The organism is Saccharopolyspora karakumensis (genome assembly GCF_004349225.1).
Classification (GTDB): Bacteria; Actinomycetota; Actinomycetes; order Mycobacteriales; family Pseudonocardiaceae; genus Saccharopolyspora; species Saccharopolyspora endophytica.
Genome location: NZ_SMLA01000073.1, coordinates 1 through 25,606, shown reverse-complemented (window position 1 = coordinate 25,606; position 25,606 = coordinate 1). Strand labels below are relative to the sequence as shown.

The 25,606-nt window shown below is 69.6% G+C and carries 25 protein-coding genes; 9 read left to right on the top strand and 16 right to left on the bottom strand.

The features are described from left to right. Window positions 1–32 precede the first annotated feature (32 nt). Window positions 33–1,850, bottom strand: a complete 1,818-nt coding sequence (locus tag E1202_RS28500) for a heavy metal translocating P-type ATPase (RefSeq protein ID WP_235879080.1) — start codon at window positions 1,848–1,850, stop codon at window positions 33–35. A 159-nt stretch (window positions 1,851–2,009) separates the two neighbouring features. Here E1202_RS28500 and E1202_RS28495 point away from each other — a divergent pair, with 159 nt between their 5' ends. Continuing rightward, window positions 2,010–2,363: an ArsR/SmtB family transcription factor gene (locus E1202_RS28495; protein ID WP_132625730.1), complete on the top strand. Its 354-nt coding sequence runs from the start codon at window positions 2,010–2,012 to the stop codon at window positions 2,361–2,363. Here E1202_RS28495 and E1202_RS28490 read toward each other — a convergent pair. Together E1202_RS28490 and E1202_RS28485 are read right to left on the bottom strand one after the other, a co-directional pair. Further along, window positions 2,356–2,952, bottom strand: coding sequence for a hypothetical protein (locus E1202_RS28490; protein ID WP_132686422.1), 597 nt, complete (start codon window positions 2,950–2,952; stop codon window positions 2,356–2,358). The genes E1202_RS28495 and E1202_RS28490 overlap by 8 nt on opposite strands. Window positions 2,953–3,036: 84 nt before the next feature. Beyond that, entirely contained in the window at window positions 3,037–3,711 is a 675-nt protein-coding gene (locus E1202_RS28485; RefSeq protein ID WP_235879079.1) for a class I SAM-dependent DNA methyltransferase, read from the bottom strand. Between the two features lie 209 nt (window positions 3,712–3,920). Here E1202_RS28485 and E1202_RS28480 point away from each other — a divergent pair, with 209 nt between their 5' ends. Further along, entirely contained in the window at window positions 3,921–6,866 is a 2,946-nt protein-coding gene (locus E1202_RS28480; protein ID WP_132686420.1) for a glycoside hydrolase family 2 TIM barrel-domain containing protein, read from the top strand. Here E1202_RS28480 and E1202_RS28475 read toward each other — a convergent pair. After that, the gene (locus E1202_RS28475) at window positions 6,855–7,211 is read right to left on the bottom strand and encodes a hypothetical protein (RefSeq protein WP_132686419.1); all 357 of its coding nucleotides are present in this window, start codon (window positions 7,209–7,211) and stop codon (window positions 6,855–6,857) included. The two genes, E1202_RS28480 and E1202_RS28475, sit on opposite strands and share 12 nt — an antisense overlap. A 696-nt stretch (window positions 7,212–7,907) precedes the next feature. On the opposite strand from E1202_RS28475, the gene E1202_RS28470 reads away from it, so the two are divergent. Beyond that, window positions 7,908–8,267 (top strand): BlaI/MecI/CopY family transcriptional regulator, encoded by a 360-nt coding sequence (locus tag E1202_RS28470; RefSeq protein WP_132686418.1) that lies wholly within the window; start codon window positions 7,908–7,910, stop codon window positions 8,265–8,267. On the opposite strand, the gene E1202_RS28465 is transcribed toward E1202_RS28470, so the two are convergent. The 6 genes from E1202_RS28465 to E1202_RS28440 all read right to left on the bottom strand — a co-directional run bounded on the left by E1202_RS28465 (window position 8,268) and on the right by E1202_RS28440 (window position 14,351). Further along, on the bottom strand, window positions 8,268–9,107 hold the full coding sequence (locus E1202_RS28465) for an SAM-dependent methyltransferase (protein ID WP_132686417.1): 840 nt from the start codon (window positions 9,105–9,107) through the stop codon (window positions 8,268–8,270). Between the two features lie 167 nt (window positions 9,108–9,274). Beyond that, window positions 9,275–10,435, bottom strand: a complete 1,161-nt coding sequence (locus E1202_RS28460) for a lactate 2-monooxygenase (protein WP_132686416.1) — start codon at window positions 10,433–10,435, stop codon at window positions 9,275–9,277. A 35-nt stretch (window positions 10,436–10,470) separates the two neighbouring features. Then, the gene (locus tag E1202_RS28455; RefSeq protein WP_132686415.1) at window positions 10,471–11,625 is read right to left on the bottom strand and encodes a sulfotransferase family protein; all 1,155 of its coding nucleotides are present in this window, start codon (window positions 11,623–11,625) and stop codon (window positions 10,471–10,473) included. Window positions 11,626–11,855: 230 nt separating this feature from the next. Continuing rightward, a complete protein-coding gene (locus E1202_RS28450; RefSeq protein ID WP_132686414.1) occupies window positions 11,856–12,641 on the bottom strand; it encodes an SDR family oxidoreductase in 786 nt (261 codons plus the stop codon). A 5-nt stretch (window positions 12,642–12,646) separates the two neighbouring features. Continuing rightward, on the bottom strand, window positions 12,647–13,810 hold the full coding sequence (locus E1202_RS28445; protein ID WP_132686413.1) for a hypothetical protein: 1,164 nt from the start codon (window positions 13,808–13,810) through the stop codon (window positions 12,647–12,649). A gap of 73 nt (window positions 13,811–13,883) precedes the next feature. Then, window positions 13,884–14,351, bottom strand: a complete 468-nt coding sequence (locus E1202_RS28440; protein ID WP_132686412.1) for a nuclear transport factor 2 family protein — start codon at window positions 14,349–14,351, stop codon at window positions 13,884–13,886. A gap of 139 nt (window positions 14,352–14,490) precedes the next feature. On the opposite strand from E1202_RS28440, the gene cysD reads away from it, so the two are divergent. Further along, window positions 14,491–15,396 carry a sulfate adenylyltransferase subunit CysD gene (gene cysD, locus E1202_RS28435; protein WP_132686411.1) on the top strand — a complete coding sequence of 302 codons (906 nt, stop codon included), beginning with the start codon at window positions 14,491–14,493 and terminating at the stop codon, window positions 15,394–15,396. Between the two features lie 126 nt (window positions 15,397–15,522). Continuing rightward, window positions 15,523–17,334, top strand: coding sequence for an adenylyl-sulfate kinase (cysC, locus tag E1202_RS28430; protein ID WP_132686410.1), 1,812 nt, complete (start codon window positions 15,523–15,525; stop codon window positions 17,332–17,334). Between the two features lie 37 nt (window positions 17,335–17,371). Here the strand turns inward: cysC and E1202_RS28425 are convergent, their stop codons facing one another. Both E1202_RS28425 and E1202_RS32720 read right to left on the bottom strand, forming a co-directional pair. Further along, window positions 17,372–18,232, bottom strand: a complete 861-nt coding sequence (locus E1202_RS28425) for a helix-turn-helix domain-containing protein (protein WP_132686409.1) — start codon at window positions 18,230–18,232, stop codon at window positions 17,372–17,374. A gap of 168 nt (window positions 18,233–18,400) precedes the next feature. Then, complete coding sequence (locus E1202_RS32720; RefSeq protein WP_132686408.1) at window positions 18,401–18,634, bottom strand: DUF397 domain-containing protein; 234 nt, start codon at window positions 18,632–18,634, stop codon at window positions 18,401–18,403. Window positions 18,635–19,078: 444 nt separating this feature from the next. Between E1202_RS32720 and E1202_RS28415 the strand changes: the two genes are divergently transcribed. Continuing rightward, window positions 19,079–19,300, top strand: coding sequence for a zinc finger protein (locus E1202_RS28415; protein ID WP_132686407.1), 222 nt, complete (start codon window positions 19,079–19,081; stop codon window positions 19,298–19,300). Between the two features lie 66 nt (window positions 19,301–19,366). On the opposite strand, the gene E1202_RS28410 is transcribed toward E1202_RS28415, so the two are convergent. Then, entirely contained in the window at window positions 19,367–20,050 is a 684-nt protein-coding gene (locus E1202_RS28410; protein WP_165944019.1) for a GGDEF domain-containing protein, read from the bottom strand. 262 nt (window positions 20,051–20,312) lie between these two features. On the opposite strand from E1202_RS28410, the gene E1202_RS28405 reads away from it, so the two are divergent. From E1202_RS28405 to E1202_RS28395, 3 genes are read left to right on the top strand one after another with little or no spacing between them, the layout of a single operon-like run. After that, on the top strand, window positions 20,313–20,564 hold the full coding sequence (locus tag E1202_RS28405) for a DUF397 domain-containing protein (protein WP_132686405.1): 252 nt from the start codon (window positions 20,313–20,315) through the stop codon (window positions 20,562–20,564). 54 nt (window positions 20,565–20,618) lie between these two features. Beyond that, entirely contained in the window at window positions 20,619–21,512 is an 894-nt protein-coding gene (locus E1202_RS28400; protein WP_132686404.1) for a helix-turn-helix domain-containing protein, read from the top strand. 18 nt (window positions 21,513–21,530) lie between these two features. Beyond that, entirely contained in the window at window positions 21,531–22,373 is an 843-nt protein-coding gene (locus E1202_RS28395; protein WP_207918967.1) for an SAM-dependent methyltransferase, read from the top strand. Here E1202_RS28395 and E1202_RS28390 read toward each other — a convergent pair. The 3 genes from E1202_RS28390 to E1202_RS28380 form a co-directional block, all read right to left on the bottom strand. Continuing rightward, window positions 22,370–23,056, bottom strand: coding sequence for a zf-HC2 domain-containing protein (locus E1202_RS28390; RefSeq protein WP_132686402.1), 687 nt, complete (start codon window positions 23,054–23,056; stop codon window positions 22,370–22,372). The two genes, E1202_RS28395 and E1202_RS28390, sit on opposite strands and share 4 nt — an antisense overlap. A gap of 324 nt (window positions 23,057–23,380) precedes the next feature. Continuing rightward, window positions 23,381–23,932 carry a sigma-70 family RNA polymerase sigma factor gene (locus E1202_RS28385; RefSeq protein ID WP_132686401.1) on the bottom strand — a complete coding sequence of 184 codons (552 nt, stop codon included), beginning with the start codon at window positions 23,930–23,932 and terminating at the stop codon, window positions 23,381–23,383. A 120-nt stretch (window positions 23,933–24,052) separates the two neighbouring features. Next, entirely contained in the window at window positions 24,053–25,438 is a 1,386-nt protein-coding gene (locus tag E1202_RS28380; protein ID WP_132686400.1) for a glutamate decarboxylase, read from the bottom strand. Window positions 25,439–25,606: the final 168 nt, after the last annotated feature.

Below are 25,606 nucleotides of genomic sequence, written 5' to 3'. Positions count from 1 at the left end.
GTCGGGGTCAGTGGACTTGGAAGCCGGTGGTGTTACGGGGTTTTCCAGGCGCCTCGGCGGAGGAGGCGCAGGCCGTTGAGGGCCACGAGGATCGTGGAGCCTTCGTGGCCGGCCACGCCGAGGGGGAGGGGGAGGTGGCCGACGAGGTCCCAGGTGGCGAGGACCGCGATGAACGTGCCCGCGATGACCAGGTTGGCCGTGACGACGCGACGGGCTCGCCGGGAGAGGTCGATGACCGCGGGGATCGCGTTGAGGTCGTCGCGGACGATGATCGTGTCGGCGGTCTGCAGGGTGAGGTCGGAGGCCGCGCCGCCCATGGCGATGCCGGCGTGGGCGGTGGCCATGGCCGGGGCGTCGTTGATGCCGTCGCCGACGAACGCCACCCGGTGCCCTGCCGACTGCATCGCGTTCACCTCGTCGAGCTTCTGCTCCGGGAGCAGCCCGGCCCGCACATCGCTGATGCCGACGTGCGCGGCGAGCTCGCCCGCTCCGGCCGCCGTGTCGCCGGTGAGCAGGACCGGGTCGCTGGCCAGGCGGCGAGTGGTCGCCACGGCTTCGGGGGCCTCCGGACGTGGCTTGTCGATGATCGCCAGCAGTCCGATCGGCTCACCGTCGCGCCGCACGAGCACCGGCGTGCGCCCCGGCTGCACCTCGAACTCCGCAGGCGCGGCACCGATCTCGACGCGGTGCCCTTCGACCCGGGCGGTGACTCCGCGACCGGGCAGCGCGGCGAAGTCGTCCGCCGGCGGCAGCGACAGCTCCTCCCGTTCGGCGGCGCGCACCACGGCGGTGGCCAGCGGGTGCTCGCTGGGGCGTTCGGCCGCGGCGGCCACGCGCAGCAGCTCGTCGCGGCTCCACGCGTCGTCGAGCACCCGTACCTCGGCGACCTCAGGGGTTCCCCGGGTGAGCGTGCCGGTCTTGTCGAAGGCGACCTTCGTGGTCGTGCCCAGCCGCTCCATCACCACCGCGGACTTGACCAGCACGCCGTGGCGGCCGGCGTTGGCGATCGCGGCCAGCAGCGGCGGCATCGTCGCCAGCACCACCGCGCATGGCGATGCGACGATCATGAAGGTCATCGCCCGCAGCAGCGATTCACGCAGGTCGGAGCCGAACAGCAGCGGGATGGTGAACAGCGCCACCGTCGCGGCGACCATGCCGATCGAGTACCGCTGCTCGACCTTCTCGATGAACAGCTGGGTGCGCGCCTTCGTCTGCCCGGCCTCCTCGACCAGCGCCGCGATGCGCGCGACCACCGAGTCCTCCGCGCGGCGGCTCACCCACACGCGCAGCGAACCGGTGCCGTTGAGGGTGCCCGCGAACACCTCGGAACCGGCCGAGACGTCCACCGGCAGCGGCTCACCGGTGATGGTCGCCTGGTCGACGTCGCTGGCGCCGGACAGCACCGTGCCGTCGGCCGGAACGCGCTCACCGGGCCGGATCAGCACCTCGTCGCCGACTTCCAGCTCGGCGGCCGGGCGCACCTGCTCGACGCCGTCGGCGGTGACGACAGTGGCGGTGTCGGGGGCGAGGTCGAGCAGTCCGCGCACGGAGTCCTCGGTGCGCGCGGTGGCCAGCGCCTCCAGCGCGCCCGAGGTGGCGAAGATGACGATGAGCAGCGCGCCGTCGGTGATCTCGCCGATGGAGGCCGCCCCGATCGCGGCCAGCACCATCAGCAGGTCGACGTCGAGGGTCTTCTCCCGCAGCGCCTGCAGCCCGGCCAGGGCCGGTTCCCATCCGCCGGTGACGTAGCAGGCCAGGTACAGCGCCCACCAGGTCCACGCGGGCGCACCGGCCAGCTGCAGGCCGAGCCCGGCCAGGAACAGGCCGAGCGCGGCGGCCGCCCAGCGCATCTCGGGCAGCGCGAACAGCCGCGTCCGCGCCGGTGGCGCGAGACGTGGGGGAGCAGTGGTGGACGTGGCCACGGTGAAACCTCCGCAGAGCTGAGCTAGACCCGCACAGCAGAACACATGAACATGCATTCATGCAAATGCGGGTCTAGACTGCAGCGCATGGGACACGGAGTGGATCGGGAGGCGACCAGGCTCGACGCGGAGTCGGCCGCGCACGTGGCGAACACGCTGCAGGCGCTGGCCACGCCGAGCCGGCTGCTGATCCTCACCGAGCTGCGGCAGGGGCCGCGCCCGGTCACCGAGCTCGCCGAAGCCGTCGGCATGGAGCAGTCCGCGGTGTCCCACCAGCTGCGCCTGCTGCGCAACCTCGGCCTGGTCGTCGGTGCCCGGTCGGGGCGCAGCATCGTCTACAGCCTCTACGACAACCACGTCGCCCAGCTGCTCGACGAAGCGGTCTACCACAGCGAACACCTGCGGCTCGGTCTCGTGGACCGCTCCGGCGCGGTCAGCTGACGCGCAGCCCCAGGGAGGTCAGCCGCATCCCGGCCAGCTGCGCGATGACCTCGGTGTCGCCCGCGCGCCACGCCGCCGCTGGCTCGGTGCCGATCCGCTTGAGCCTGCGGTGCGGCAGTTCGGTCAGCGCGCGCAGCGCCAGCAGGTCGGTGCCCTGGGCGCGCATCGCCGCGGCCTGCCCGGCCGCGCGGGCGTAGCGGACCCGGCGCGGCAACCACACCGCCAGCACCGGGATCAGCGAGAACGCCACGATCAGGACCGCGATGCCGGTGGCGGCCAGCCCGACCGCTTCCAGCAGTCGCACGCCCGCGTCGACGAGCACGTCCCCGGCCGAGCCGCCGCGGCCCAGCGCGCCGGCGAGGTCGTCGCCGACGAACGGGACTCCCGAGGCGGTGCCGGCCGCGTCGGCGAAGGTGCTCCGGAGTTCGCCGCCCGCCTCGATCATGCGATGCCCGGGTGCCTGCAGCTCCAGCACGGCCGCCTTGGCGAGACCGGCGAGCCAGCAGAACCCGGCGACCCAGGCGATCGCGAGGACGTCGCACAACACCTGTGCCACCAAGTGGATCGGGCGTTCGGCGTAGAAGCGCATGCGCGCTTCCTACCAGAGCTGAGACGAGCCGTCGATCATCCACTGTAGACTATTAATAGCCGATCGCGGCAGTCCCAATGATTTTCACTCCTCCTCCTTGCGCCACACCGAGACGTGCCGGCGGCTGGTGCTGGTGAACGGGCTGCGCGCCCAGTCCGCCCAGCGCTGCACCAGGCGCATCCCCGTCAGCCGGGCCATCAGGTCGAGCTCGGCGGGCCAGACGTAGCGGAACGGCATCGAGTCGAGGTTCCACCGGCCGTCGCGCTTCCAGAAGTGGTGCGAGATCAGGCCTTGGCCCGCCACGTCGTACTCGTCGACGCCGACGTGATCGGCGCCGAACTCGAAGGGCACGTGGGTCTCGCCGAACGGCAGCCTCTGCAGGTCCGGCACGCCGACCTCGATCACGAAGTGCCCGCCCGGCACCAGGTGCCGCGCGGCGTTGCCGAAGCAGTCGACCTGCTCGTCCTGCGTGGTGAGGTTGTTGATCGTGTTGAACACCAGGTACACCAGGCCGAACTCGCCGGGAGCCCCGGTGCGTGCGAAATCCCCTGCCGTGACGCCGATCCGCTCGCTGCCGGGCTTCGCACGCAGGCGCGCCAGCATCGCCTCGGACAGGTCGATGCCGTGCACCGGGACGCCGCGCGCGCTCAGCGGCAGGGCCACCCGTCCGGTGCCGATGCCGAGCTCCAGCGCGGCATCGGCACCGGCGAGCTCGGCGAGGAACTCCACCGCGGGCCCGAGTACCGCGGGGGAGAACATGCCGGTCTCGTCGGAGTCGTACTCCGCCGCGACGTTCTCGCCGAAACGGTCCACAACCACGCGAGAACCATGCCACCGGAGTCCGCGAGGGCGCCACCGGTTTTCCGTCGCGAGCACCCGATCGGCCGCGTTGACATCGCTGTTCCGAGGGCGAAACATCCCGTTCGGTCGTGTTGAATCAGCCGTGAAATCAACATGAGGGGCGTTCGATGACGTTTGATTTCGTGCTCACCCGTCGGCAGATGATCGCGCTGGCGGCAGCCGCGACCACCGCGCCCGTGGTGCTCGGCGGCGCCCCGCGCGCGGTCGCGGCACCCGGCTCGCAGCGCAGCGTCGACTTCGGCGGTGACTGGCGGTTCTCGCTGCTCAACACCACCGGCGAGGACGCGCAGGCCCCCGCGCCGGAGGACCCGTCCTGGCGCGCTGTCGACCTGCCGCACGACTGGAGCATCGAGCTCGACCCCGTCGACGACGAGTTCACCACCGGTGGCACGGGATTCCTGCCCGGCGGGCTCGGCTGGTACCGCAAGACGTTCACGCTGCCGCCGGAGACCGCCGGGAAGAAGATCTCCGTCGAGTTCGACGGCGTGTACATGGACTCCGAGATCCACTTCAACGGCGAGCGGGTCGGTGCGCATCCCTACGGGTACACGGGTTTCGCGATCGACCTCACCGACCTGGCCCGCACCGACGGCGGTGAGAACGAGCTGCTGGTCAAGGCGCGCAACCAGATCCCCAGCAGCCGCTGGTACTCCGGCAGCGGCATCTACCGCGACGTGCACCTCGTCGTCACCGACCCGGTGCACGTCCTGCGGCACGGCATCACCGTCACCACACCGGGTCTCGCCGAGTCGCTGCCCGGTCGTGCCACCGTGCACGTCGACACCACCGCCGTCGCCGAAAGCGGTGCGACGCGCGCGGAACTGACCGTGGTGCTGCGCGACGCCGAGGGCGCAGAGGTCGCCCGCGCCAGCACGCCGGCCGACCTGGCGCCCCAACCGCGCACCTTCGGCCTCGACCTCCGGGTGGACGGTCCGCAGCTGTGGTCGGTGGCGTCCCCGGCGCTGCACACGGCCGAGGTCTCGCTGTCCGCGGGTGGAAACGTGGTGGACAGCACCGGCACCTCGTTCGGCGTCCGCTGGTTCGCCTTCGACCCCGAGCGCGGGTTCTCGCTCAACGGCGAGCCGATGAAGCTCCAGGGCGTCAACCTGCACCACGACCTCGGCGCGCTCGGCGCCGCCACCAGCTACGACGCGATCGTCCGGCAGCTCCGGATCATGCGGAGCATGGGGGTCAACGCGGTCCGCACCTCGCACAACCCGCCGTCGCCGCAGCTGCTGCGCGCCGCGGAGCGGGAGGGGGTGCTGCTGCAGGTGGAGGCGTTCGACTGCTGGCGCACCGGCAAGACCGATCACGACTACCACCGCTTCTTCGACGAGCGCAGCGACGCGGACCTGACCGAGATGGTCGAAGCGGCGAAGAACTGCCCGGCCCTGATCATGTGGTCGATCGGCAACGAGATCCCCGATTCCACCTCGCCGGTCGGGGTTCCCATCGCCAGGCGCCTGGTCGACCGGGTGCGCGCGCTGGACCCGACCAGGCCGGTGGTCATCGGCTCGGACAAGCACCGCAGCGTCCCGGCCGACGGGTCGCCGCAGGACCAGATCCTGCGGATGCTCGACGGCGTGGGGCTCAACTACAACGACGCCTCCTCGGTCGACGAGCTGCACGCGAAGTACCCGCAGGTGTTCCTCTTCGAGTCCGAGTCGTCGTCGGAGACCTCCACGCGCGGCGTCTACGACAGTCCGCACCAGCTCAACACCGGCGAGAACCACGCGCCCGGCAAGCGCGGGACGTCCTCCTACGACAACAACCTGTCCTCGTGGACCTACAGCGGCGAGTACGGGTTGAAGAAGGATCGGGACCGGGCGTTCTTCGCCGGCCAGTTCCTGTGGTCGGGCATCGACTACATCGGCGAACCCACGCCCTACTCGGACGTCTTCCCGGTCAAGACGTCGTTCTTCGGCGCCGTCGACACCGCTGGTTTCGCCAAGGACCAGTACCACCTGTTCCGCAGCCAGTGGACCCGCGAGCCGATGGTGCACCTGGTGCCGATGAACTGGACGGATCACCGGCCGGGAGAGCCGGTGACGGTGTGGACCCACAGCAACGTGCGGACCGTGGAGCTGCTGCTCAACGGGCGGTCGCTGGGGGAGAAGAGCTTCGACCTCAAGACCACCACCGACGGACGGGAGTACCTGGAGACCACCGAGCCGACGGGTGACGACAAGACGGTCACCGACGGTCCGTTTCCCGGCAGTTACACCAGCCCGAACGGCAGTGCGGGCAAGCTGCACCTGACCTGGGAGGTGCCGTTCGAACCGGGTGAGCTGGTGGCGGTGGCCAAGCGGGACGGCGCGGAGGTCGCGCGCGAGGTGCTGCGCACCGCCGGAACCGCGGCTGAGGTCCGGTTGAGCCGGGAGGACGTCGGTGCGCTGTCGTTCGTGACCGCCGAGGTCGTCGACGCCGACGGCGTGCTGGTGCCCTCGGCGGAGCACGAGCTGACCTTCACCACCACCGGCGGGGAGGTGCTCGGAACGGACAACGGCAAGCAGGACAGCTCCGAGAACTACCGCTCGGCGACGCGGAAGGCCTTCGGCGGCAAGGCGTTGGCGATCGTCCCCGCGGGTGCGGACGTGCGGGTGGCGATGGCGGTTCCCGCACGACCGGCCGAGCCGACCGCGGACGCGAGCTACTCCGGTTCGGCCGACACCCTCCCCGCCGCCATGATCGATGGCGACCCGGCCACCGGCTGGTCGAACCACTACGTGAAGGAGGCCACGGGCCTGCTGCCCGCCATCAGCGCAGCGCACGCGCGGGACTGGGTGTCGATCGCCTGGCCCGAACCTCGTCTGGTCGACGCCGCCGAGCTGACCTTCACCGTCGACGCCGCGCACGCGGTGCCCGCGTCGATCGAGGTGCGCTACTGGGACGGCTCGCGCTTCGCCCCGGTGCGCGGGCAGAGCGGTGATCCTGCCGCCACCGCCCGCATCACCTTCGAGCCGGTGACGACCGACCGGCTTCGGATCGAGCTGACCAGCGCGAACCCCGGTGCCGAGGACGGGTTCCTCGGCATCGGGGAGCTACTCGTGTAGCTGCGGCGGCTGGTCGGTGTGCCGGAGCGAGAGGCCGGTTCCCCAGCAGTTGGGGCACAGCCGCTGCGCGGTGACGACCTCGGGTGGGGCGCTCTCCTCGCTGCGCCGCACGTGCACGGCCGAGACCTCGCGCTTGCCTTCGCAGTTCTGGCACCGCTCGCGCGGCAGCTGGTCGGCAGGCACGTCCTGGACCTGCCGCACCACCTGGTCTCGCAGTTCGCGCAGCTGCGGAGGTTCTTCGTCGGGGTCGGCGTGCCTGCCGAGCAGGTCGGTCTCGGCCAGTGCCGCCTCGAAGGTGCGCAGCAGCTGCTCCACCTCGCCGCCGAGGTCGCCCTGCGCGGTCATCGCGGGTCCCGCAGGTGCGCGGCGTCGGTGGGCCGGGAGTGCGGTGTGGTGGGTGTCATGAAGCCATCCGAGTTTCTCTGCGGTGCCCTGGATCGGCCGTCGTCCGGGACGGCGGGCAAGCATCGCAGAGCGGACCGGCGTGGAATAGGAGGGAATTCACATCGGAGAAAACGATCCGACGACGCGCGAATCACGTACCGGCAACCTTGTGCCGTCCGGCAAAGGGGAGTTGTGCGAGCGGAACGCGGGTGTTGCAGCTCATCGATCTATCCGCATCGAATTCGCGTTTTCTGACATGGTTTCGTCCGGATTCCAGTTGCGAAACGCCTGGTAAGCAGGCAGGGGCGGAGTTCGCGAGCGTGCCGGAATCGGCGCAAGCGGATTTGTCGTCTCCGCATTCGTGGTTTCATCGCTGGGGCTGGGCGGGATCCCAGGGGGGATTGGGACCCGCCCAGCATTCGGCGAGGTCCGGTGAGGGGGAGTACCGGTTGCCTCGCGAGGTAGCGGCGTCGGGGACTGGGGGCTGCACCGCTACTAAGGATCATAGTAGATGCGAATCCTATTGTGGGTCAACGGCCTTGCGATTGGACCCCGGTCCAAAATGGATCGTCTTCCGCCAAAAAAATCCGAACGTGATTCACATAGCGCGCGCGACGTGCGCATCCGGACGTACGATGTGCCCGGGGAGGAAGGCTGATGCGTTGTCTGGGCGAGCTCGAATCCGCGGTGATGCGGGTGTTGTGGGACTCGGTGGAGCCGATCAAGGTGCGCGAGGTGCTGTCGCGGCTCGACACCGGCCGGTCGTTGGCTTACACGACCGTGCTGACGGTGCTCGACAACCTGCATCGGAAGGGCTGGGTGCAGCGGGACCTGGACGGCCGGGCCTACCTGTACCGGCCGTCGCGCACCCGCGAGCAAGCCGCGGCCCGCTCGTTGCACCAGGTGCTCGTCGCCTCGGGCGCTCCGGACGTCGTCCTGGCGCACTTCGTCGCCTCGGTCAGCGACGAGCAGGCGGAAACGCTGCGCGCGGCCCTGCGCGAGCGCGAGCGGGACTGATCAGGGCTTGTAGGCCAGGCCGCCGAGGATCAGGCGCTCGACCAGCGAGGTCTCGCGCAGGCGGGGTCCGTCCGGCCACCAGTGGTTGAGCTCGACGAGTCCCGGTTCGACGAGCTCCAGTCCCGCGAAGAGCTCGGTGATCTCCGCTCGCGTGCGGTAGCGGCCGGTGCCCATGGACGACTCGCGCCAGCGCTGCTCCAGCTCACGGGCCATCCGGTGGCCTTCGAGAAGCTCGTCGCCCGGGTCCCACCAGTGCGAGATCGCCAGGTACGAGCCCGACGGCAGCGCGTCGACGTAGTGCCGCATGAACCCGGCCGGGTCCGCCTCGTCGTCGATGTGGTGCAGCGTCGCGCACTGGATCAGCACCATCGGCCGGTCGAAGTCCAGCCTGGCGACCTGCGGTGTCGCCAGCAGGGCCGCGGGGTCGCGCAGGTCCGAGGTGGCGAAGTGGGTGAGGTCGTTCTCCTCCATCAGCGCGCGCCCGTAGGCGGCCACGGTCGCGTCGTTGTCGACGTAGACCACCGTGGCGTCGGCGTTGTTGCGCTGGGCGACCTCGTGGGTGTTCTCCGCGGTCGGCAGGCCGGAGCCGATGTCGAGGAACTGGTCGATGCCGACCTCGAAGCCCGCCAGGTGCCGCACCACGCGGATCAGCCAGCGGCGGATCGACTTGGCCACCTCGTCGCCCTGCGGCGCGACGGCCTGGATCGTCTCGTAGACCTCGCGATCGGCCGCGAAGTTGTCCTTGCCGCCCAAGAACATGTCGTAGACGCGCGCGATGCTCGCCTTGCTGGTGTCAATTCCGGCCGCCGCCCCGACGCCGGCCTCACCTTCGATTCCCATCGGCCCCGATTTCCAGTGGACTCGATCACGTTTCGCCGGAGTGTAGCGGTGTTCGCAACCCCGCGGGACCCGGTTGCCCTTTCCGTCCGGACATTCCCGCGCGGTGGCTTCGCCCTCTCCTCCGATGGGAGCGAAACCGGTTGTCCGGCAACGGAAATCGACGAAGATCAGGGGAGTCGGCGGACGGCTTCCCGGGTCAGGTCGGCGATCGAGGGGTAGCCGTCCACGGCCATGATGAGGTCAGCTTCGGCGAGGAGGCTCCGGAGCACGTGGACGACGCCCCGGGTACCGCCGAGCGCGAGCCCGTAGGCGTAGGGGCGGCCGACGCCCACGGCCGTGGCGCCCAGGGACAGGGCCTTGACGATGTCGGCGCCGCTGCGGACGCCGGAGTCGAACAGCACCGGCATGCCGTCGGCCGCGTCGACGACCTCGGGCAGCACCTCCAGAGCGGGGAGGCCACCGTCGGCCTGCCTGCCGCCGTGGGTGGAGCAGTAGATGCCGTCCACGCCGCCGTCCTTGGCGCGGCGCACGTCATCGGGGTGGCAGATGCCCTTGACGATCAGCGGCAGGTCGGTCAGCGACCGCAGCCACGGCAGATCGTTCCAGGTCAGCGGATTTCCGAAGGTGGAGACCCAGCTCAGCACCGCGGCACCCGGGTCCTCTTCCGGTGTCTTGTCCAGTCCCGCGCGGAAGACCGGATCGCTGTAGTAGTTGCTCAGGCAGTGCCCGCGCAGCTGCGGGAAGTTGGAGGTGGCCAGGTCGCGCGGGCGCCACCCGGGGATCCAGGTGTCGAGGGTGACGACGATGCCCTTGTAGCCCGCGTTCTCGGACCGGCGCACCAGGCTTTCCGCCAGATCCCGGTCCTTCGGCGTGTACAGCTGGAAGAAGCCCGGTGTGCCACCGAATTCGCCGGCCACGTCCTCCAGCGGGTCCGACGACAGCGTGGAGGCCACCATCGGCACGCCGCTCTGCGCCGCCGCGCGGGCGGTGGCCAGATCGCCGTGCCCGTCCTGCGCGCAGATCCCGAGCACGCCGATCGGCGCCATGAACACCGGCGAGGGCAGCTTCAGGCCGAACAGGTCCACTTCGAGGTCGCGCTCGGTGGCACCGACGAACATGCGCGGGACGAGTCCCCAGCGGTCGAAGGCGGTGACGTTCGCGCGTTGCGTGCGCTCCGAGCCGGCACCGCCGTGGACGTAGGACCAGACCGTCGGCGACATGGCCGCTTTCGCGCGTTCCTCCAGCTCGTCGAACTCCACGGGGAGGTCGGGCAGCACCCCGCTCAACCCGTTGAGGTAGATCTCCAGCTGGTAGTCGCCGTACGCCATGGCCGCCCCTCCGGTCGTCGATTCCGCTGCGGAATCTAACCGACGGGTGCCCACCCGGCGAAGCGCTCGTCGACCTCTTCGGGACGCAATCCGAAGTCGGCCAGCGAGTACCGGTGCGCGGGCTTGGCGTGACCTGCGGTGCTCTCGGAGTGCAGGCTCCGCATCGCTGCCGCCGCGTTCTCGCTCAGCGGCAGCCCGAAGTGCCGGTAGATCCGCTCCACCACGCCGATCGGGTCGGCGATGAAGTCCTCGTAGCGCACGTCGTAGAACCGGTCCGGATCGTGCCGCGCCCGCGCGGCGGTGAAGTCGGCGAGCCCGCGCGACCACAGGTCGAGCTGGTCGCGGCCGATCGTGTCGCCGTGGAAGGTCTCCGACCAGCCGCGGGTGGCGTGCGCGGCCAGGCTGCACACCGACGCGATCGCGGTGCGCGGCTCCCGGTGGGTCTGGATCACCAGCGCGTCCGGGTAGACCTCGAACAGCGCGTCCAGCGCGAACAGGTGGCTCGGGTTCTTCAGCACCCAGCGCCGGTCGTTGTCGGGCAACCCGATCAGCTGCAGGTTGCGCTTGTGCCGGGCGTAGGCCGAGGTCCAGTTCTGGCCCTCCAGCCAGCGCGAATAGGTCGGCAGGTGGGCCAGGCACTCGTAGGAGATCGAGCGCATCGACTGCCGCAGCAGCTGCCAGCACTCCTCGACCTGCTCGGCCGACATGTAGTGCACGCCCATGAACTCGGGGTGCTCCACGTGGTGCTGGGTGTAGCCCTGCTGGATTCCCCGGAAGACGGGATCGTCCTCCCACGTCGAGCGCGGCGGCCGCGGCTGCGGCACCTCGGTCAGCCACAGCTCCAGCCCCTGGTTCGCCGTGTCGGCGGTCAGCAGCCGGTGCAGCGCGGTGGTGCCGGTGCGCGGCAGCCCGGTGACGAAGATGGGGCGCTCGACGGCGACCTCGGCGTGCCGCGGGTGCTGCTTCCACGCCGCCTCGCTGAACAACCGGGCGGTCAACGCGCCCCGCAGGAAGGCCCGCTTGACCTTGTTGCCCCACGGGGTCAGGCCCGCATCCCGCGCGTAGGACTCCAACAGCACGCCGAGACCATCGCTGTAATCATCCACCCCGAAGTCGTCCAGCCCCACAAGACGACTCGCCGAAGCGTGCACATCCTCAACAGTACCAACACTCTCACGCCCGACAGTCATGAAAAGCTCCTCAGGGACGTCGTAGTTGCCAGGGTGCAAGCGGCGGAGCCGCGAGGCGTGAAGAACCACCCTCGCTACCTGCACCGCCGCGGGTTCTGAGACGTCGTCTGGGGAGGACGCCGCGACGCCGTGTATTGGCATACATCAGGAGTGGCGCCCGGAGCCAGACGGGTCTCAGGTTCCGCTACCCGCACCGTTTCCGTTTCGCAGGAAGAGAGGGTTAGAAGTAATCAGTGGTGGAATTCTCCTGCGTTTGCGTCCAGGCACTGCCCTGTGACGATCCTGGCCAGGTCGGAGATCAGGAACAGCGCGGCGTCGGCGATCTCGTCCGGTTCGGGCAGTGCGCGAAGGTCGGTGGTGGCGGCGGTCTCCTCGTAGACCTCGTCGCGGGTGACGCCGCGCTGCTCGGCGAGGTGGCCGAGGTACCACTTGAGCGAGTCCGCCCAGATGTAGCCGGGCGCGATCGAGTTGACCCGCACGCCCTTCGGCCCGAGCTCCGTGGCCAGGCTCTGCGCCAGGGACAGCAGGCTGGACTTGGCCATCTTGTAGGCGCCGTAGTTGCGGCGGGAGTGCCGCAGCACCGCCGAGTTCACCATCAGCACCGCGCCTCGGACCTCGGCCAGCGCGGGGGTGAACAGCCGGGTCAGCCGCAGCGCGGCGAGCACGTTGGTCTCGAACCCCTGCCGGATGGCGTCCAGGTCGGTGTCGGCGAGGTCGGACAGGGGCGGGATGGCGAACGCGTTGTTGATCAGCGCGTCGACCCGCCCGAACTCCTCCACCGACCGCGCCACCAGCTGGGCGGCGGCGTCTTCGTCGGTGATGTCGGTGGGCACGACCAGGGCACGCCTGCCGAGGTCGGTGACCTCCTCGGCGGAGACCTTGAGGCGGGATTCGGTGCGCGAGGCCAGCACCACGTCGGCGCCGGCCATCGCGGACCGCTGGGCCAGCGCCCGGCCCAGTCCCGGCCCCACTCCGGAGATCACGACGACCTTGTCGCGCAGCAGTCCGTCCAGCATCGGCCTCACCCCAGCATCCGGTTGTGCACGGCTGCCTGCCGCGCGGCGATCCGCTCCCGCCACTCCTGCGGCGTCACGCGGGAGTGCTCGTGGTGCGGGAGGCGTTTCGGCAGTTCGTCGAACCCGACGACCTCCACCTGAGGGCCGTCCTCGGGGCCCAGGTCGCGGGAGAGGCGCTGCCAGCGGATCTGGAGGTAGCCGCGGGTGTGCCCGGTCAGCTCCAGCCAGTTCGCCAGCCCCGGGTCGCGCTCGGTGATGACGAACCGGATCTTGCCGTCGGGGTCGATGCGCGCCTGCTCCGCGGTGAGGCTCGTCTGGTGGTTGATGTAGTCGGTCGAGACGTACCAGGGGCTGCCGAGCTGAAAACCCTGGTAGGGAGCCTCGGACCGGGGCACGGTGACGATCATCGCCTGGTCCTCGGAGAGCTCGAAGTGCCCGGCCGAGGAGAACTGGGTGGCCAGGCCTCCCGGTGTGGAGCGCGGGTCGTTCATCGTGTTCACCGGCTGGTTCAGGTAGAACCACTCCGGGAAGGCCAGGAACGTCCGCAACCGGCTCAGCAGGATCTTGCCCGCGACGCCGTAGCGCTTGGTCAGCGCGTCCATGGTGCGCGGCGGGGGAGCGGTGCCCGTGGTGTCCTCGCGGCGGATCCGGATCAGGCCGCGTCGCTCGGAATCCCAGTCGCTGTAGACCTCGCGCACCACCAGCATCGCCGATCCCGGTGCGAGCGTGAAGTAGTTCGCCCCGGCGGGGCCGGGGCCGAAGCGCACCTCGAAGTCGCCGTTGTCGTCGATGTCGATCCGCCGGTCGTCGAAGGCGGCGAGGCTGTCGGGCACGTCCACCGGCGAGTAGTCGCCGTTGAGCACCTGGAAGCTCAGATCCGTTGTGCTGCCGCGTTTCCCGGTCACGACGTACTCGGCGTCGTCGCGGATGTAGGAGTGGAAGTACAGCGCGTCGGGGTTGTCCAGGCCCATCTTGGTGTAGGGGCCGGTGGACTGGACGAAGTACGGGAAGTCCCGCTCGTAGGCCCAGGCGAGCATGAGGGAGGCCTGGATGCTGCCCGCGAGGTAGTCGTAACCCTCGATGAGGTCCTGCTCGTCGCGGATGTGCTCGGCGTGCCGGATGACCTCTTCGGCTTCGGAGACGGCTTCGGCGAAGGGCTGAGTGAGCATAAGCTCCTCTTTGAGAACTCGTTCTAGTGCTCTGCGGTCGTCTTGGCTCTCGGAGGCTGAGCTCCCGGGCGCCTCAGCTCCAGCGGTTCGCGGTGAGCTTGAAGTCCGGGAGGTCGTCGAAGGTGTGCATCAGCTCGTAGGTGCGGGTGTATCCGGTCTTGCTGATGCGCCACTGGCCGTCGGATTCGCGGCGGTAGGTGTCCTCGTAGAAGGCCGCGCCCTTGATGAAGGTCTTGAACTCGGTGGCGATGACGGTGTCCTCGAAGCTCCAGGTGCCGGTCGCGGTGTCGCCGTCGATGTCGATCTCGGGCTGGCCGGCGGAGTGCGTGGTGATGATGCTCGGGCCGAGGTTGTCCCGCATGAACTTCAGGATCTCCTCCCGGCTGGTGAGTTCGAGCTTGGAGCCCGTGGCCTCGGTGCCGTACTCGGCCACGGCGTCCTCGGTGAGCGCCTCGGCGAGCACGTGCCAGAGCTTGAGGTCGACCGCGCGCAGGTAGCGGTACTTCAGTCGTTTGATCTCCTCCAGCGCGACGAGGTCCATGACGCCTCCTTGTGTCTTGCGAGGTTGGCTTCGAGGGGTGGACCCAGCTTTCCGCGCAGCTTGACCGAGCGCAAGAACTTGTTCTACTTTTCTGTGAAACTTGTTCTAGGTTCGGTTCCGATGGAAGGGCGGGTCCGGCGTGACCACGACCTACGAGCTGACCCATCTGCGCGGCCTGGAAGCCGAGACGGTGCACGTGTTCCGCGAGGTTGCCGCATCCTTCGAGCGGCCCGCGCTGCTGTTCTCCGGCGGCAAGGACTCCGCGGTGATGCTGCACATCGCCACCAAGGCGTTCTGGCCCGCACCGCTGCCGTTCCCGGTCCTGCACATCGACACCGGCCACAACTTCGACGAGGTCATCGACTTCCGCGACCGCACCGTGCGACGGCTCGGACTGCGCCTGCTGGTCGGCAGCGTGCAGGACGACATCGACGCCGGCCGCTCCGCGGAGCAGCCCGGGGCCGGACGCAACCGGCTGCAGACCCAGACCCTGCTGCGCAGCATCGGCGAGCACCGCTTCGACGCCGTCTTCGGCGGCGCCCGCCGCGACGAGGAGAAGGCCCGGGCCAAGGAGCGCGTGTTCAGCTTCCGCGACGAGTTCGGCCAGTGGGATCCGCGCAACCAGCGCCCCGAGCTGTGGCACCTCTACAACGGCAGGCACCGCAAGGGCGAGCACATCCGCGTCTTCCCGCTGTCGGACTGGACCGAGCTCGACATCTGGCAGTACGTCCTCGACGAGGGCATCGAGCTGCCGTCGATCTACTACGCCCACCGGCGCACCGTCTTCGAGCGCGACGGCATGCTGCTGGCCACCAACCCGCACCTGACGCCGGGCGAGGACGAGCAGCCCTACGAGGCCACCGTCCGCTTCCGCACCGTGGGCGACACGACCTGCACCGGCTGCGTGCCCTCCACGGCGAGCACCGCCCGCGACGTCGTCGCCGAGGTCGCCGCAGCCCGCGTCACCGAACGCGGAGCCACCCGCGCCGACGACCGCATCTCTGAAGCGGGAATGGAAGACCGCAAGCGCGAAGGCTACTTCTGATGGTGGTCGGTTCATGGGCGGTTGGCCCATGCCTCAGGTGTGGGAAGCAGCTCGCACCGCCTCAGGTTCCGCTACCGGCACCGCTAAGCACAGTGATTGAGACGAATCATGAATCGAGGAGCTTCGATGACGCAGCTGCTTCGGTTGGCCACTGCTGGGAGCGTGGATGATGGCAAGTCGACGCTGATCGGGCGTTTGCTGTACGACTCCAAGTCGATCCTCAGCGACCAGCTGGAGGCCGTGGAGCGCGCCGGTCACGGGGGCGACGGGCCGGATCTCGCGCTGCTCACCGACGGGTTGCGGGCCGAGCGCGAGCAGGGCATCACCATCGACGTCGCGCACCGCTACTTCGCCACGCCCCGGCGCAAGTTCATCATCGCCGACACACCAGGGCACATCCAGTACACGCGCAACATGGTCACCGGCGCCTCCACCGCCGACCTCGCGCTGGTGCTCGTCGACGCGCGCAAGGGCGTGCTCGAGCAGTCCCGCAGGCACGCGTTCCTGGCCAGCCTGCTCGGGATCCCGCACCTGGTGGTGTGCGTGAACAAGATGGACCTCGTGGACCACTCGCAGCAGCGGTTCGAGGAGATCCGCGCCGAGTTCGCCTCCTTCGCGATGAAGCTCGACGCACCGGACCTGACGTTCATCCCGGTCTCGGCGCTGCGCGGCGACAACATCGTGCACCGCAGCGAGAACATGCCCTGGTACGAGGGGACTTCGCTGCTGCACCACCTCGAAGAGGTCCACGTCGCCTCCGACCGCAACCTCATCGACGCGCGACTGCCGGTGCAGTACGTCATCCGCGACGGTGACTTCCGGGGCTACGCGGGAACCGTCGCGGGTGGCGTGCTCAAGCCCGGTGACGACGTCGTCGTGCTGCCCTCGGGCTTCACCACCGGCATCGAGGAGATCTGGGGGCCGGGCGGGGAGGTCGTGGAGGAGGCGTTCACCCCGCAGGCCGTCACCGTGCGGCTCACCGACGACCTCGACGTCTCGCGCGGCGACATGATCTGCCGCCCGCAGAACCGCCCGCACGCGGGCCAGGACGTCGACGCCCTGGTCTGCTGGCTCACCGAGCGGACCGCGCTGGAACCCGGTGGTCGCTACGCGATCCAGCACACCACGCGCGGCACGCGCGCCCAGGTGCGTCAGCTGGACTACCGGCTCGACATCAACACCCTGCACCGCGACACGGGCGCGACGTCCTTGTCGCTCAACGAGATCGGCCGGATCCGCTTGCGGGCGCAGCAACCGCTGCTGTTCGACGCCTACCGCCGCAACCGCACGACCGGCAGCTTCATCCTCGTCGACGAGGCCACCAACAACACCGTCGCCGCGGGCATGATCACCGGCCCGGACTTCGCCGAGTCCCACGTCAGCTGGGTCTCCACCGCCGTGCGCAGGGAACAGCGCCGCACCCGGGGAGCGACGGTGTGGCTCACCGGCTTGTCGGGGGCGGGCAAGTCCAGCGTGGCGGTCGAGCTGGAACGCCGGCTGGTCGCGGCGGGCAGGCCCGCCTACCTGCTCGACGGCGACAACCTCCGCCACGGGCTCAACGCCGACCTGGGCTTCAGCGCCGAGGACCGGGCCGAGAACGTGCGCCGCGTCGGCGAGGTGGCGCGGCTGCTCGCCGACGCCGGTGTGGTGTCGATCGTGTCGCTGATCAGCCCCTACCGCGCCGACCGCGATCGGGCGCGGCAGGGGCACCAGGACGCGGAGCTGACCTTCGTGGAGGTCTTCGTCGACACCCCGATCGAGACGTGCGAGGCGCGCGACCCCAAGGGGCTCTACGCCCGCGCGCGGGCGGGGGAGATCACCGGCTTCACCGGGGTCGACGACGCCTACGAGCCCCCGCGGAACCCGGAGGTGGTGCTGCGGCCCGACACCGGCGATCCGGGCGTCATGGCGTCGATGATCGCGGACCTGCTCGACTGACCCGATCCCGCTGCGGACGAGGGTCTTTCACGATTAATCAGAAGTCGATCTGGCTCCGGTACTCCTTCGCCAGTTCCTGCAGGCGGGCCACGGTGTCGTGGCGCTCCAGCGCGGCTCCGCGCAGCCGGTCCCACGCGTCGTTGAACAGGTTGAAGTCGTCCTCGTCGTCCAGGTACAGCCCGCCCGCGACGTGCTCGACGAAGACGAAGTCCTTGGTGCCGTCGGAGAACCGCATGATCGTGAAGTCGTTGGGCACGTACGGCAGCCGCACGTCGAACGGCAGGATGTGCACGTACGCCTTCGGGTACCGGGTCTGCAGGTCCAGCAGGTGCTCGACCTGGTCCAGCGCGACCGACGGGTTCGGCCCGCCCGGCATCCGGTGGAACGCGGCTTCGCTGAGCACGAAGCGGTAGTAGGGCGGGCGCGGCAGGTCGAAGACCCGCCTGCGGTCCAGCCGGTTGCGCACCAGGGCGGTGACGTCGGTGGCGCGGTCCTCGGAGAACTGGGTGAGCATGTAGTGCTCGGACTGCAGCGGGCCCGGGATGCGCTCGCCGTGCCAGCTGAGGATCTCCGCGGCGGCCGGTTCGAGGTCGGTGAAGGTGCGGAACCACTGCGGCACCGCCGAGCGGTAGCCGGCCCACTGGCCGCGCTGCCCGGAGCTGGACTGCGCGAGGTCCAGCATCAGATCGGCTTCCGCCTTGCCGGAGTTGAACGCCTCCAGCATCTTCTGCAGCTCGGCCTTCTTGACCGCGACCGTGCCCGACTCGATCTTGTTGATCTTGCCTTGGCTGCATCCGAGCAGCTCGGCGACGTACTGCTGGGTCATGCCCGCGGCCTGCCGCGCGCGGCGAATCTCGTTCCCGAGCTGCCTGCGTCGCGAAGTTACCGTGCTCGGCACCAGATCTCCGCTCGTATGCTCTGCCGTCACCACGTCTGACAAGCGCAAACGCGTCTGTCAAGAACAACACTGTAATGCACTCGGACGTGGATGCGCGGCAAACGGGTCACCGCCGGTGATCCGCGCCCGGCGGTGATTAATCAGAAAACGGCTGTGAGCTGCGAAGTTCTAGTCGATGTCGAAGCTTCCCGCTCTCATGTCGGCGAGAAATCGGTTCCAGCTCGTCGTGTCGAAGTTGAGCAGGACGTCACCGGTGAAGCGTTTGCTGTCGCGGACCCCGACACGCCCGGGGGCCGTCAAGTTCACCTCGACGCAGTTTCCCCCGTTCGGCCCGCATGCGGACGCTGAAGCCCAGCCCGTGGCGCTGAAGGCGGGGGTCGCGGTCGGTTCCGGGTGAAGCATCGAGGTGCATCCCTTCCGAATCTCTCGACTCCGTGGCGCGGATGTGCTTACGATTAATCGTAGACGATCCGGGGAGGGATCATGCCACTCACGTTGACCGGGAGCACCCGGGGGGCGCGGGCCGAGCAGTCCGGTATGGATTGCATTTGGGTCCTGCATACCGCCGCACGAGTGACAGTGCGGCAGGCTCACGCGATTTCGCGGCAGGACTGGCAGGGCGGTGTGGCGCGTACGACGTGCGGACTCACCCTGGGTCATGACAGAATCGGGAATATTCCTCCGGATGGGGCCCTACCGTGTGGACGATGCTTGGCGGCGACCGCGGGCATAGTCGGTCTGGAATCCATCTGAACAGCTGATTACCCGGGTAGTGGCCGAGGGTCATCCGGATCGTGATCAGGCAAGACGACGCGGCGGGACACGGCAGCGAAGGAGAGTGTGCGGATGCATCCGTTCCATTGGGTTCCGGCCCTCGGGGAGCGTCACGCGAGCACCGACTACCGGCCGTCGGGGGGCTACCCGGCGGGAAGCACCATCACCACGCTCTGCGACCGCGAGATGCGTGCCGAGGTGGGCGAGATGGCGTGGCTGTGGAACACGTGCCCGGCGTGCAACGCCGAAGCGCACCGCATGGTCGGCGGTGTGCGGCAGACCGCGACCGTCTAGGAGTCGTTCGAGAAAGGGCTGTGCGGTGCGAGCGGTGACCCGCACCCGGAGCGGTCCTGAAGAGGATCAGCCCTGGGCCTCCTTCGAGGCGCCACCCTCCAAGGCCACCAGCGCCGTCCGGTTTCGCGGGATCCGGTCGGCGACGTCGGTGAGGGGCTGATACCTGGAGGTTCCCGCGCGCGTGGACTTGGCCCTGTACATGGCCTGGTCCGCGGCGGTGACGAGCTGGTGCATCCGGTGCGCCGGCAGCACCGCGACCCCAGCGCTGGCCGTGCAGCGGATCGGCATCTCCGACATGACCTCCGCCGAGGCGATGTCAGCGCAGAGCTCGGCGGCCAGCGCATCCGCGTCCTGCAGTGCCTCGCCGCTGAGCAGCACCACGAACTCGTCCCCACCGAGCCGGGCCGCGCACGCCGCGTGCCCGGCTTTTTCGTGGATCCGGTGGGCCACCGCGACCAGAACGCTGTCGCCGAAGTCGTGGCCGTAGAGGTCGTTGGTCTCCTTCAGCCCGTCCAGGTCCAGCAGGATCATGGCGATGTGATCGCTCGGGCGCGTGGAGGCCCGCTGGTGGTCCAGCGCGCGCTGGAGACCCGCGCGGTTGGCCAAGCCGGTGAGCGGATCGGTGTGCGCGGCGCGATCGGCCACCGCGAGCCGTTTTTCGAGGTCGCGACGTTTGCGGCGGGAGTCGAGAAGCGCCGCCGAGAGGATCGCGCAGAGGGCTAACGCGCCGACCGCGACGAGCACGCTCATCGCGTTGCCCGATCCTGGGTCGCAGCCGGGCGAGTCTGATGCACGCGGCGAACCGTCCCTCGCCGCGACAACCGGATCATCCCCTCGGCCTCCTCCCGCGCGCGCCGGGGCCATTTGCCGGGCACCGGATTCCCGCTGACGGATCAAGATCGACGATCGTCCTGCTGCTGCTACTGTCCCGGACTGACCTTGCAGATGCAAGAACGTTTGCAAGAACACCTGCAAGCACGGACGCGATTTCGCCCGAATGTTGGAGGCATCCATGCCGGAGTCCGCAGTGCCGGAGACTCCGCGGTGGGCAGACCTGAGCTGGCGGTCTGACCTGCGCTGGCGCAAGAGCGCGCGCAGCAACCCGAGCGGGAACTGCGTCGAGGTGGCGGAGCTGGAGCGCGGCCGGGTGGCCGTGCGCAACTCCCGCTTCGCGGAGGGGCCAGTGCTGGTCTACACGCGAGAAGAACTCGCCGCTTTTCTCGAAGGGGTTAAAGAAGGCGACTTCGATGATCTAATCTGCTGACTGGCTTTGGCGGCGATCGGACGCCGCATTGCTCCCGATGGGGGTATCGACACGATGAGCATCGAGCCGGAGAGACAGGGCAGGCGGCAAGGCGGGTCCACCGCTGGGCCCACCGTGCTGCGCATCGCGCTGGGCGGTCAGCTTCGACGCCTGCGCGAAGAGCGCGGGATCAGCCGCGAGGCCGCCGGGGATGCCATCCGCGGGTCGCACGCGAAGATCAGCCGTCTCGAACTGGGACGCGTCAGCTTCCGGGAGCGCGATCTCAACGACCTGCTGACGCTCTACGGCGTGCAGGACTCCGGTGAGCGCGCGGCGTTCCTGTCGCTGGCTCGGCAGGCCAACGAACCCGGCTGGTGGCACCAGTACGGTGACCTGCTGCCGTCGTGGTTCGAGACCTACCTCGGGCTGGAGCAGGCCGCCGAGATCATCCGCACCTACGAGGCCCAATTCGTGCCGGGCCTGCTGCAGACCCCGGATTACGCGCGCGCGGTGATCCTGCTGGGGCACGGGCAGGAACCGTCGGCCGAGGTCGACCGCCGGGTCGCGCTGCGGATGCGCCGCCAGGACATCCTCACCCGAGGTGAACCGCCGACGTTGTGGGCGGTCATCGACGAGGCCGCGCTGCGTCGCCCGATCGGTGGTGAGGGGATCATGCGCGGGCAGATCGAGCACCTGATCCGCATCTCCGAACTCCCCAACGTGACCGTGCAGCTGCTGCCCTACAGCGTCGGCGGGCACGCCGCGGCGGGCGGTCCGTTCACCATCGTGCGGTTCCCCGAGTCGGACCTGCCCGACGTCGTCTACCTGGAACAGCTGACCAGCGCGCTGTACCTGGACAAGCGCAACGACCTGGACCAGTACCAGGCGGTGATGAACCTGCTCAGCGTTCAGGCGGCGACACCGCAGGACACCACGCAGCTGCTGCGCGAGTTAATGCACGAGTACTGAGCAATCCGAGGGATGCCGATGAGCGAGCAGGGCGGCCGGCTGCCGGTCGAGATCGACACCACCGTCGCGCACGAGGCGCGGGTCTACGACTACTGGCTGGGCGGCAAGGACAACTTCGCGGCCGACCGCGCGCTGGGTGACGCGATCGCCGAGCACATCCCGACCATCAAGACCATGGCGCGCGCGAACCGGGCGTTCGTCGGGCGCGCGGTGCGATACCTGGTGCAGGAGTGCGGCATCCGGCAGTTCCTCGACATCGGCACCGGAATCCCCACCAGCGGCAACGTGCACGAGGTCGCGCAGAGCGCCGAACCGAGCAGCCGCGTGGTCTACGTCGACAACGACCCGATCGTCCTCGCGCACGCCCGCGCGCTGATGACCAGCACCGACGAGGGCGCGACCCGGTTCATCTTCGCCGACCTGCACGACCCGGACTCGATCCTGTCCGACCCGGCGCTGACCGAAACGCTCGACCTGACGCAGCCGACCGCGGTGATGCTGGTGGCGGTGCTCATGTACTTCCGGGAGAACTCGGAGGTCGAGCAGGTGCTCGGCAAGCTGATGGACGCGGTGCCCTCGGGCAGCTACCTGACGATCACCCACCCCACCGCCGACTTCGACCCGGAAGCGGTGGCGGGCGTGGTGGCCGCCGCCGAGCAGTCCGGCATCCCGTTCCAGCCGCGCGATCAGGACGAGGTCGCCGCGCTGTTCGAGGGCATGGACCTGGTCGAGCCCGGGGTGGCGCCGGTGCTGGCGTGGCGACCCGACCCGGAGCCGGCCGGCATCACCAAGCTCCACCCGGAGCACGAGGTCGACCCGCGCAGCGCTTACTACTGGGCGGCGATGGCCCGCAAGCGCTAACCGGCCCTGCGGTAGGCGGTCGGGCCGAGCTCGCGCGGTGGTGCGGGTTCGTCGGGATCGTCGGTGGTGGCGGTGTGCTCGCCCGGGCGGATGCCGTGGCCCGGGCCGGACTCGCCGTCCCGGTGGTCGTGGCGGATGACCAGCAGCAGCACCAGCGCCGCGACCAGCGGCAGGTGCGAGACGAGGCGGCCGGCGGTGACGGCTCCGGCCACCAGGTCCTGGACGCTGACGAAGGTGAGCACGGCGAGGAACGCGCCGAGCACCGGCAGCATCCCGGCACCGGCGCGGACCCGCCAGGCCGCCCAGCCGAACCCGGCTCCGAGCGCGAGGTTCCAGGCGGTGCTCTCGTGGAACACGTGCCCGGCCATCGCCTCGTGGCCGCCGGTGCCCAGCAGCTGCGCGACGCCCAGCGCGATCTGCACGACGGCGACGACGCCGAGCAGCACCCGGGGCCAGCGCCGGACCGCGGGAACCGGGAGCGCCCGCATCACCGACGCGGTCAGGTCGGGGGTGCTCGGCACGGCACGCACCCGCAACTCCCTGCTCAACGCGACGGCGCGGGTCTCCCAGTCGCGGCACTCACCGCACTCGGCGAGATGCCGCTCCACCTCGGCCCAGGCCGCCGGAGGTTCCTCGCCGTCCAACCGCGCCGACAACGCCTCCCGGCACACGCAACAGTCCACACCACTACTGTCGCGCCTCGCACCCGAGAAGTTCCCACCGGGTCACCGGAGCCCGAGACCCCGTGAGCAGGGCCGACAAGCGGACGGTTCTGGTCCTCGCCCCAGCTGGGTTCCCGATTTCAGTGGAAGTCGGGTCCCGGATTTCCACTGAGATCCGGGACGCCGGGCGAACACCGCGCGTCCGGGCAGTCCCACGACCCCTGAATACCGCCGTAATCGGGGACAGGATTACCGCCGCAATCCGTGCTCTGGACAGGACCAGCGGATCGTCGGTCGACGGTCCGCTGATCCGCCCTTCACCGGGCAGTCGCCCACGTGACCAGGTCAGCCGGTTTCTTCGTCCTGGTGGGTCTGGGTGGCCAGGAGTTGGTCGCGGGCTCTGGCGACTCGGGAGCGGATGGTGCCGATCGGGCAGCCGGTGACGTGGGCGGCTTCGGCGTAGGGGAGGCCGAGGACCTGGGTGAGGACCAGGGCTTCGCGGCGTTCCGGGTCGAGGTCGCTCAGCAGCAGGTTGAGCTCGACGATGTTCTCGAAACCCGTGTCCGGCGAGGTCGGCTCGGTGGCCGGGGTGGCGTGGGTGGTGCGCGGGCGGGAGCGCTCGTAGCGGATCTGGTCGACGACCACGCGGCGGGCGATCGTGAGCAGCCAGGTGCGGGCCGAGGAGCGGGCGTTGAACCGGCGGACGTTGCGGAACGCGCGCAGGAACGTCTCCTGCGCGAGGTCGTCGGCGAGGTGCGGCCCGGCCAGGTGCGCGACGAAGCGCCAGACGTCGTGCTGGCTCTCCCGGATGAAGGACTCCATGGCGTGCGGGTCACCGCGACGCGCCTGCAGCGCGAGCTCGGTCAGCCGCGCGTTGGCGTCCTCGGAACGACTCATAACCGGGCAGGCTAGTCGGCCCCGAACGGCTTGCGATCAGCTGATCGACTGAGCGTGATCGTCCCCACCGGCTCCGGGCTGGGCTTTCCCGGTGTCCGGGAAGTTTTCACCGTTCGCCGCTCAGTCGCGGGAACGGGCTCCGTGGGCGAAACCGGCGGAGTCGTGCCCCCGGGCGGGCGCGGTCTGCGCCTCCAGCCCCGGCAGCGACCGGCGCAGGTCGTCGAGCAGCAGGTCGGCCAGGTCGTGGCTGAACCCGTTGCGCACCACGATCCGCAGCACCGCCAGGTCCGTCCGGTCCTCGGGGAACGTGTAAGCCGGAACGAGCCAACCGCTGGTGCGCAGAGCAGTGGAAACGTCGAAAACGGAATAATTCCGGACGTCGTCGCGGAGCGTGAACGCGAAGGCCGGGATGTGGCTGCCGTCGGTGAGCAGCTCGAACGGCCCGAGCGCGGCGATCTCGCGGGCCAGCCGCATCGCCACGTCGCGGCACTCCTGCTGCACCCGCCGGAATCCGTCGAACCCCAGCCGCAGGAAGGTGAAGTACTGCGCGGCCACCTGCGCACCGGGCCGGGAGAAGTTGAGCGCGAAGGTGGGCATCTCGCCGCCGAGGTAGTTGACCCGGAGCACCAGCTCGTCGGGCAACGCCTCGGGCGTGCGCCACACGACCCAGCCGACGCCCGGGTAGACCAACCCGTACTTGTGCCCGGAGGTGTTGATCGAGGCCACCCGCGGCAACCGGAAGTCCCACACCAGGTCCGGGTCCAGGAACGGCGCGATCATCGCCCCGGAGGCGCCGTCGACGTGCACAGGCACGTCCGGGCCGCCGCGCGCGGCCAGCTCGTCGAGCGCGTGGCAGACCTCGGCGACCGGTTCGTAGGAGCCGTCGAAGGTCGAGCCCATGATGGTCACGACGCCGATGGTGTTCTCGTCGACCCGCCGCAGCGCCTCCTCGGCGGAGAGCGTGAAGCGGTCGCCCTCCATCGGCACGTACCGCGGTTCGACCTCGAAGAAGTTCGCGAACTTCTCCCAGCAGATCTGCACGTTGGCGCCGAGCACGATGTTCGGCGTGCCGGTTCCCCGCCAGCGGCGTTTGAGCGCGAGACCGGCGAGCATGCACGCCTCGGACGATCCGGTGGTGGAGCAGCCGACGACGTGGTGCGGGTCGGGCGCGTGCCACAGCCCGGCGAGCATCCGCACGCACCGGTCCTCCAGGGCCGCGGTGCGCGGGTACTCGTCCTTGTCGATCATGTTCTTGTCGAAGCACTCCGACATCAGCCGGGCGGCCTGCGGTTCCATCCAGGTGGACACGAAGGTCGCCAGGTTCAGCCGCGCGTTGCCGTCGAGCATCAGCTCGTCGTGCACGATCTGGTAGGCGACCTCGGGGTCGGTTCCCCGGCTGGGCAGGTCGTAGGTCGGCACGTGCACGGGTTCGCGCGTGAAGATCGGGTTCACCGCGAGTTCGCTGCGGTGCGGGCGAGGCGTGTTGTCCGGATGCGTCAGCGGCACCAGCTCAGGTTGCCCGCGGAAACGGGCCGCGGCAGCGCCGAATTGACCCGATCAGGTGGCGGCGTGGGCGCGGCGCGGGTTGGGCCTGATGGTCATCCTGCGGCGCAGGTGGGCGGGGACCCCGCAGTCGGGCGGTGGGGTCAGCATCGCCAGCGGTGCGTCGGGGGC